Consider the following 6,931-nt stretch of genomic DNA (forward strand, 5'->3'; position numbering starts at 1 on the left):
CGCCGCGGTACCTGGTCACGGTGCGTGGCCTCGGCTACAAGTTTGAACCCTAAGTCGCCAAACTGCTACGGTAAGTAACCCTCGCCGTCGGGTGGCCGGGGTGTGCTCGGCGTGCCAGGGGTTGCGGGTCGCGCCGAAGGCGGGCCCCTCGGTGAACGGCCACTGGCCGAGCTCGCAGGTGTTGGTCTTGCCGATGACGATCGCGCCGGCCGCGCGCAGCCGCCGTACCGCCTCCCCGTCCTCGGCCTCGGGCGGGAACACACCCCGGCAGCCGAACGCGGTCGGCTCGCCGGCCACGTCCATGTCGTCCTTCACCGCCACCGGCACCCCGAGCAGCGGCCTGCGCACTCCTGCGGAGAGTTCCCTGTCCGCCGCGTCGGCCTCGGCGAGCGCAGCTTCGGCGCGCACCACCCGGAAGGCGTTCAGGGAGTGCTGCGTCGCCTCGATGCGGGTGAGCGCCCGCTCGACCAGCTCGCGTGCGCTCACCTCCCCGTGGGCGAGAGCGCGCGCACACTCCGCCAGACCTGCGGCACGGTCGTGAGTCATACGTGACCACCTCCGGAGCACGTCGTCTACCGCACGGTAACCGCACCAGGGACCATCCCGCACGAGATGCGGAAGTTCCCTCGCGGAAGCGGGTGTTCCGGCATGACGGGCCCACGAGGTTCCCCCGGCGCGAAGGGGCGCCCGGGGTTTCTGCAAGGATGCGAGACGTCATGGTGCAGATACCGAAGCAGCCCGTCCCGCCGACGCCCGCACAACGACCCGTGCCGACGAGTGCCGATGTCGCACGCCTGGCGGGCGTCTCCCGGGCCACCGTCTCCTACGTACTGAACAACACCAGCGCCGTCCGGATCAGCGAGCCCACCCGCCGCCGCGTCCACGAGGCGGCCAAGGAACTCGGGTACGTTCCGCACGCCGCCGCCCGCTCCCTGCGCGCCGGACACAGCCGTATGGTCCTGATGCCGACGCCGAGCGTGCCCGTGGGACCGCTCTACAGCCAGTTCCTCAACGAACTTCAGTGGGCGCTGGGCCGTCTGGATTACACGGTCGTGCAGTACGGCAGTGTCGGCCTGCACGGCGACGACGCCGCCCGCGCCTGGGCGGAGCTGCGACCGGTCGCCGTGCTGGTGCCCGGCAGCGACCTCGGCCCGCAGGGTGTGGCCGTCCTCAAGCGCTCCGGCGCCCGTGCCGTCGTCACCCTCGGCCCCGAGCGTGTCGAGGGCGCGCACGCGCTGCTCATGGACCACGACAAGGTCGGCCACAGCGCGGGCGTCCACCTGCTGGCCCGCGGCCGCCGCCGGATCGGTGTCGTGGTGCCCGAGGAACCCGGCCTGGAGATCTTCTCCAGGTCCCGGCTCGACGGCGTACGCCGGTCCCTGGCCGGCACCGACGCCACGGCGACCGCGCTGCCGCTCGCGTACGAGGAGGGGGCCGCCGCCCGGCTGTCGGCGCGCTGGCGCTCGCTCGGCCTGGACGCCGTGTTCGCCTACAACGACGAGTACGCCATGCTGCTGATGCGCGCCCTCCAGGAGGAGGGCGTCGGCATCCCCGACGAGACGGCCGTCATCGGCGCCGACGACCTCATGCTCGGGCGACTGCTGCGGCCCCGCCTCAGCACCGTCCACATCGAACTGCCGTCCGGGCGCGACCTCGCGGAACTGGTCGACCGGGTGGTGCGCGAACCGGGCGCGGCGCCCGAGAGCCACGAGGTACTGGGTGCGCGGGTGGTGCACCGCGACTCGACCTGAGAGAGGCTGTAGCTGGTCCCCGGCCGCATCCGGCTCGTTCGGACCGGATGCGGCCTGATCAGGTACGGGAGGCGCCATGCGGACCACGGTCGGCATCATCGGCGGCGGCCCCGCCGGGCTCCTGCTGGCCCGGCTGCTGCACCGCGACGGCATCGACTGCGCCGTGCTGGAGAGCAGGTCGCGCGCCCATGTCGAGTACCGCCAGCGCGCCGGGATGCTGGAGCAGGGCACGGTCGACGCCCTGCGCGCCTGCGGAGCCGGCGACCGTCTGGACGCCGAGGGCCTGATCCACCACGGCATCGAGCTGCGCTTCGACCGCGAGCGCCACCACATCGACTTTCCCGCCCTCACCGGCGGCCGCACCGTCACGATCTACGCCCAGACGGAAATCGTGAGGGACCTGATCGCCCTCCAACTCGCCGCCGGGCCACCGCTGTTGTTCGAGGCCGAGGCCCTCGCGGTCGAGCGCCCGGAGAGCGACGCGCCGGTCGTACGCTTTGTGCACGAGGGCCGCGAACAGGCCCTGAGCTGTGCCTATGTGGTGGGATGCGACGGTCACCACGGCATCTCCCGGAACGCCTTCCCCGCCGACGGGAGCCGTACGTACGCGCACGACTACCCGTACTCCTGGCTCGGGATCCTCGCCGATGTGCCGCCCTCCGGCAAGGAGTTGATCTACGCGCGCGGTGCCGGCGGCTTCGCTCTGCACAGCATGCGCTCGCCGACCGTGTCCAGGCTGTACTTGCAGGTCCCGAACGGTACCGATGTCGCCGACTGGCCCGACGAGCGCGTCTGGGACGAACTCGCCGCGCGCTTCGCGGTCGACGGCGGCTGGCGCCTGGGGCGCGGCCCCATCACCTCCAAGTCGGTCACACCGATGCGCAGTCACGTCCACGAGCCGATGAGTCACGGCCGGCTCTTCCTCGCCGGGGACGCCGCGCACATCGTGCCGCCGACCGGCGCCAAGGGTCTCAACCTCGCCGTCTCCGACGTACGGGTGCTGGCCCGCGGACTCATCGAGTCGCAGCGCACGGGGTCGACCCAACTCTTGGACCACTACTCGGACTTGTGTCTCGAGCGGGTGTGGCAGGCCACGCGTTTCTCGTACGACATGACTAGGATGTTGCACGCTCAACCAAATGGGGATGTCTTCGACCACCGGATCCAGCTCGCCCGGCTGCGCCGGATCACGGCATCCCGCCACGCGGCCGCCGAACTGGCCGCGAACTACACGGGACTGCCACTGGGACCGTGAACCGTGAGTCCCGGTGGCGAACAGTGAACGATCGGAGAGCCGACATGCCGCTGCTCGACCCCAAGACCTGGCAGTCCCGCACCCTGGCGGGCGGTGAGTACGCCGTCATCGAACCCGCCACCGGCGAGACGCTGGCCACGGTCACGCTCGCCGCCGCCGAGGACGTCGCCACGGCCGCGCGGGACGCCCGCACCGCCCAGGCGCAGTGGGCGAAGGCGCCGCACTTCGTCCGCGCCGCCGTGCTGCGCAAGGCCGGCGACCTGTTCGCCGCGCACGCCGACGAACTGCGCGAATGGCTCGTGCGCGAGTCCGGCTCGATCCCGGGCAAGGCCGACTTCGAACTGCACGTCGCGGCCCAGGAGTGCTACGAGGCCGCCGCCCTCGCCTCCCGCCCCAGCGGCCAGATCCTCCCCTCCGAGGCGCCGCGCCTGTCGTACACCCGACGCGTCCCGGTCGGTGTGGTGGGCGTGATCTCCCCCTTCAACGCCCCGCTGATCCTCTCGATCCGCTCGGTGGCCCCGGCGCTCGCACTCGGCAACGCCGTCGTCCTGAAGCCGGATCCGCGCACCGCCGTCTGCGGCGGTCTCGCGCTCGCCGCCGTCTTCGCCGAGGCGGGGCTCCCGGAGGGCCTGCTGCACGTCCTGCCCGGCGGTCCGCAGGCGGGTCAGGCGCTGGTCGCCGACCCGAACGTACCGGTGATCTCCTTCACCGGCTCGACCGCCGCCGGACGCGCGGTGGGCGAGGCGGCGGGCCGTCTCCTCAAGCGCGCCCACCTGGAGTTGGGCGGCAACTCGGCGCTGATCGTCCTGGAGGACGCCGACATCGACGCGGTCATCTCCACGGCCGCGTGGGGCTCGTTCTTCCACCAGGGCCAGATCTGCATGACGACGGGCCGCCACCTCGTCCACGCCTCCCTCTACGAGGAGTACGTCGAGCGGCTCGCCGCCAAGGCCGACTCGCTGGCCGTGGGTGACCCGCACCGCGAGCAGGTGCATCTCGGGCCCATCATCGACAGCGCCCAACTCGCCAAGATCCAGGGGCTGGTGGAGTCCAGCACGGCGCGCGGCGCGAAACTCGCGGCCGGCGGCACGCACGAGGGGCTCTTCTACCGCCCGACGGTCCTGGCGGGAGTCGGCGACGCGACGCCCGCGTACGCCGAGGAGGTCTTCGGCCCGGTGGCGCCCGTACGGTCCTTCGCGGACGCCGACGAGGCCGCGGCCCTCGCCGCCGCGGGGCCCTACGGCCTCGCACTGGGCATCGTCACCCGGGACACCGCGCGCGGCCTGGAGCTGGCCGAGCGCATCCCGACCGGGATCGCCCACATCAACGACCAGACCGTCAACGACGAGGCCGTGGCCCCCTTCGGCGGGATCGCCGCCTCCGGCACCGGCGCCCGCTTCGGCGGTGAGGCCAACCTGGAGGCCTTCACCGACGTGCGCTGGACGACGGTGCGCGGGGATGTGGCGCCGTACCCGTTCTGACGGAAGGGGTTGTGCGGACTTACTCGTTCGTGCGCCCCTGTGGACCTACTCGCCCTGCGGAGCCTGCTTGGCCTGCTGCTCCGCGATGGACTTGCGGACCTCGTCCATGTCCAGCTTCCGGGCCTGTCCGATGACGTCCGTCAGGGCGGCCTCGGGCAGCGCCCCGGGCTGGGCGAAGATCGCGACCTGGTCGCGGACGATCATCAGCGTCGGGATCGACTGGATGTCGAAGGCGGCGGCCAGCTCGGGCTGTGCCTCCGTGTCGACCTTCGCGAACACCAGGTCCGGGTTGGCCTCCGCGGCCTTCTCGTAGACCGGGGCGAACTGACGGCACGGCCCGCACCAGGAGGCCCAGAAGTCGATCAGCACGAACTCGTTGTCCGTGACCGTCTGGTCGAAGTTCTCCTTGGTCAGCTCCATCGTGCTGCTCATGGCGTGACTACCTCTTCCTGATGTCGGGCCTCGGGCCTCGGGGCGAAGCCGGTGTGCACAACGCCGCCCCTGGGCGGCGTATTCCGCGCGCGTACCCGTGTGGCCACCGCGCACACCAACAACCAGACTGTGCCCATGACGGAAACGGAATCCATCGTGTACGACGTCGTGGTGCTCGGGGCCGGGCCCGTGGGGGAGAACGTCGCCGACCGCGCCCGCGCGGCCGGCCTCTCCACCGCGGTCGTGGAGAGCGAGCTGGTCGGCGGTGAGTGTTCGTACTGGGCCTGCATGCCCAGCAAGGCCCTCCTGCGCCCGGTCATCGCCCGCGCCGACGCCCGCCGCGTGCCCGGCCTCAGCCAGGCGGTGCAGGGCCCCCTCGACGTCCCCGCGGTCCTCGCCCACCGCGACTACTACACCTCCCACTGGAAGGACGACGGACAGGTCGGCTGGCTCGACGGCATCGGCGCCGTCCTGTACCGCGGACACGGGCGCCTCGCCGGGCCGCGCAAGGTGACCGTCGACGGGCCCGACGGCGAGCGGCAGGTGCTCACGGCCCGGCACGCCGTCGCCGTCTGCACCGGCACCCGTGCCCTGCTCCCCGACCTGCCGGGGCTCGACCAGGTCCGGCCCTGGACCAGCCGTGAGGCCACCAGCGCGCACGAGGCGCCGGGCCGGCTCATCGTGGTGGGGGGTGGCGTCGTCGCCGTCGAGATGGCCACGGCCTGGCAGGCGTTCGGCTCCCAGGTCACCGTCCTCGTCCGCGGCGCGGGACTGCTGCCCCGTATGGAGCCCTTCGCCGGTGAGCTGGTCGCCGAGTCGCTGAAGGAGGCAGGCGCGGACGTCCGCACCGCCACCTCGGTGACCGCGGTGACGCGCGAGGGCTCCACCGTGGTGGCCCTCACCGACACCGGTGACCGCATCGAGGCCGACGAGATCCTCTTCGCCACCGGGCGCGTGCCCCGCACCGACGACCTCGGCCTCGACACGATCGGGCTTGAGCCGGGCTCGTGGTTCGACGTCGACGACAGCCTGCGGGTGACCGGCAGCGACTGGCTGTACGCGGTCGGCGACGTGAACCACCGCGCGCTCCTCACCCACCAGGGCAAGTACCAGGCCCGGATCGCGGGCGCCGCCATCGCCGCCCGTGCCGCCGGGGTGCCTCTCCTTGAGACCGATCCCTGGGGCGCGCACTCGGCGACCGCCGACCACGGGGCCGTCCCCCAGGTCGTCTTCACCGACCCGGAAGCCGCGGCCGTCGGCATCTCCCTCGCCGAGGCCGAGCGCGCGGGCCTGCGCGTCCGCGCCGTCGACGTCGACATGTCCTCCGTGGCGGGCGCGGGCCTGTACGCGGACGGCTACCGCGGCAAGGCCCGCATGGTCGTCGACATCGACCGCGAGATCCTGGTGGGCCTCACCCTGGTCGGCCCCGGCGTGGGCGAACTGATCCACTCGGCGACGATCGCCATCGCCGGCGAGGTCCCGATCAGCCGCCTGTGGCACGCGGTCCCGTCGTACCCGACCGTGAGCGAGGTATGGCTCCGGCTGCTGGAGATGTACCGGGACGCGTAGCCGACGCTCCGGCGGACGCCTGGGGCGAGTGGCCGTACCCGGGAGGCCGAGGTCCGGGTGCGGCCACCTGGGACTGAGTGGCCGACGCCGGTCGTTCGGGTACGGCCGCCTGGGATCGACGGGCCAGGACCGGTCGTGGGAGCGTCGGCGGCCTGAGCGCCGAGGGCGTGGGTACCGGCCCTCCGGGACCGACCGGCGGGATTCACCTGTTCGGCGTCCGCCGTTCGGGTCCCGACGGTTTTGGGATTCGGTCGCTTCGGGGTTCGGCCGTCCGGGACTGACGGGGTGGGCCCGGTCGTTCGGGTAGTCGGGGCTTGGCGGGGTTGAGGCCCCGTCGGTTTCGGGTTCGGTCGGCTGGATCGACCGGCCAGGGCCGGTCGTTCGGGCCTCGGCGGTTCGGCCGCCGGGGACTGGGCCGCCGGGGCCGGGACCGAATGGCCCGC

General features: G+C 72.6%; 5 protein-coding genes and 1 pseudogene. 4 read left to right on the forward strand and 2 right to left on the reverse strand.

Annotated elements, in window-relative coordinates:
- Nucleotides 1-96: 96 nt before the first annotated feature.
- Nucleotides 97-546 (reverse strand): annotated as a pseudogene (locus ABZ656_RS55050) (amidase family protein); the annotation flags it as partial.
- Nucleotides 547-716: 170 nt separating this feature from the next.
- On the opposite strand from ABZ656_RS55050, the gene ABZ656_RS55055 reads away from it, so the two are divergent.
- From ABZ656_RS55055 to ABZ656_RS55065, 3 genes are all read left to right on the forward strand, one after another.
- Nucleotides 717-1,751, forward strand: coding sequence for a LacI family DNA-binding transcriptional regulator (locus tag ABZ656_RS55055; RefSeq protein ID WP_101402385.1), 1,035 nt, complete (start codon nt 717-719; stop codon nt 1,749-1,751).
- A gap of 76 nt (nt 1,752-1,827) precedes the next feature.
- Nucleotides 1,828-3,006, forward strand: a complete 1,179-nt coding sequence (locus ABZ656_RS55060) for a 4-hydroxybenzoate 3-monooxygenase (RefSeq protein WP_101402386.1) — start codon at nt 1,828-1,830, stop codon at nt 3,004-3,006.
- A gap of 44 nt (nt 3,007-3,050) precedes the next feature.
- Nucleotides 3,051-4,487 (forward strand): aldehyde dehydrogenase family protein, encoded by a 1,437-nt coding sequence (locus ABZ656_RS55065; protein ID WP_360279864.1) that lies wholly within the window; start codon nt 3,051-3,053, stop codon nt 4,485-4,487.
- 45 nt (nt 4,488-4,532) lie between these two features.
- Here the strand turns inward: ABZ656_RS55065 and trxA are convergent, their stop codons facing one another.
- The gene (gene trxA, locus ABZ656_RS55070; protein WP_054231635.1) at nt 4,533-4,919 is read right to left on the reverse strand and encodes a thioredoxin; all 387 of its coding nucleotides are present in this window, start codon (nt 4,917-4,919) and stop codon (nt 4,533-4,535) included.
- A gap of 135 nt (nt 4,920-5,054) precedes the next feature.
- Here trxA and ABZ656_RS55075 point away from each other — a divergent pair, with 135 nt between their 5' ends.
- Nucleotides 5,055-6,488: an NAD(P)/FAD-dependent oxidoreductase gene (locus ABZ656_RS55075; RefSeq protein ID WP_101402388.1), complete on the forward strand. Its 1,434-nt coding sequence runs from the start codon at nt 5,055-5,057 to the stop codon at nt 6,486-6,488.
- The last annotated feature ends 443 nt before the right edge of the window (nt 6,489-6,931 follow it).

This window comes from Streptomyces sp. NPDC007095 (assembly GCF_040634475.1).
GTDB lineage: Bacteria > Actinomycetota > Actinomycetes > Streptomycetales > Streptomycetaceae > Streptomyces.